The 1,570-nt window shown below is 67.7% G+C and carries 1 pseudogene; it reads right to left on the bottom strand.

The features are described 5' to 3' along the window. Nucleotides 1–33: 33 nt before the first annotated feature. A pseudogene (locus tag AB0G14_RS35630) lies at nt 34–1,445 on the bottom strand (IS3 family transposase). Nucleotides 1,446–1,570 lie beyond the last annotated feature (125 nt).

The raw sequence follows: 1,570 nt of genomic DNA, 5'->3' as shown, positions 1-1,570 counted from the left end.
CGGAACGTGTCAAGGGAATGAGGCCAGTGGGAGTTAAGCGACCAGCGGTTGCGGTTCCGTTTGCTGGTCGGGTTTGTTGATCCAGACCTGTTCGGGTAGGTCGAGGATCTTGGGTGCGAGTCTGGTGGTGCTGAACCGTTCGGGATGCGCCGTGCGGGCGGTGGCCAGGGTCTGCTCGCGCGTTGCGCGGACCGTGTGGTGGCGGCCGTGGTGGACTTCGGCCGGGGTGTGCAGTCCGATGCCGGCGTGGCGGTGTGCCTCGTTGTACCAGGCCACGAAGTCGGTCATGAACACCCGGGCGTGGGCCAGGGACGCGAACCGCTGCGGGAAGACCGGGGCGTACTTCAGCGTCTTGAACCACGCCTCGCTGAACGGATTGTCGTTGCTGACCTTCGGCCGGGAGTGCGACCGGGTCACGCCCAGGTCTTCGAGGAGGTCCGCCACGGACTTCGAGGTCATCGAGGTACCCCGGTCGGCGTGGACCACGTGCGGTATCCCGTGGGTGTCGAACACCTGCCGCATCATGTCCTCGGCCAGGGGACCGGACTCGCGGGAGTGCACCCGCACACCGACGATATAGCGGGAGTACACGTCGATCATCACGTAGGCGTCGTAGTACACACCCTTGACGGGTCCGGCGAGTTTGGTGATGTCCCACGAGTACACCTGGCCGGGGCCGGTGGCGACCAACTCCGGGCGGGTCCGGGGACGGTGGCGGGCCTGCCGCCGCCGTTCACGGACCTGACGGTGCTCGCGCAGGATCCGGTACATCGTGGCGATCGAGGCCATGTACACGCCCTGGTCCAGCAACGCCGCGTACACCTGCGCCGGAGCGGCGTCAACGAACTCGGGGCTGTCGAGCATCTTCAACACCAGCGCACGTTCCGCCTGCGACAGGGCGTTGGCCGGCTCCCGCCGCACCGCAGGCAACGGTGTCGGCCGCCTCCGGTGCCGGTCGACCGTCGCGCGGCCGATACCCGTCACCCGCGCCGCAGCCCGTGTCGAGGTGCCGGCGGCGGCCAACGCCCGATACGCGTCCAACATCACCGTCCGCGCTTGAACACGTCCGGCACGTCCGGCTCGCTCCTGGAGATGTCCTCCAAGAGCTCGCGTGCTTTTCCCATGATCTCCAAAGCGGTCTCGGTCCGGGCGAGCCTGGCGCGGGTCACCTCCACCTCCCGCTTCAACGCCGCGATCTCCGCCTGCTCCGCGCTCGGCCGCCCCACCGACTCCCCGGGCGCCCTGCCCTGCAGCAGACCCGCGTCACGAGCCCGCCGCCACTCACTCATCAACGACGAGTACAACCCCTGCTCCCGCAGGAACGCCCCGCCCTCACCAGCCGCTACGGCCTGCTCGTAACGGGTCAGCAGGTCCAGCTTCTGCGCCGGCGTGAACGCTCGACGTGCCCGCGGTCCATCCGAACGCGGACCTCGCTTACGACTCATGACCCCACCATCCTGGGCCGAGACGACACCAACAGAAACACTCAACGCCAATCGATCCTGATCTCGCCCTGTCAGCGGGAATTGCTACGAGCCGCTGGCCTCAACTCACCCTGACAGACAGGGAT

This window comes from Micromonospora sp. NPDC023814 (assembly GCF_040639595.1).
In the GTDB taxonomy this organism is placed as follows: domain Bacteria; phylum Actinomycetota; class Actinomycetes; order Mycobacteriales; family Micromonosporaceae; genus Micromonospora.
The sequence above is the reverse complement of the archived record's forward strand: the minus strand, read 5'-3'. Positions and strand labels throughout refer to the sequence as shown.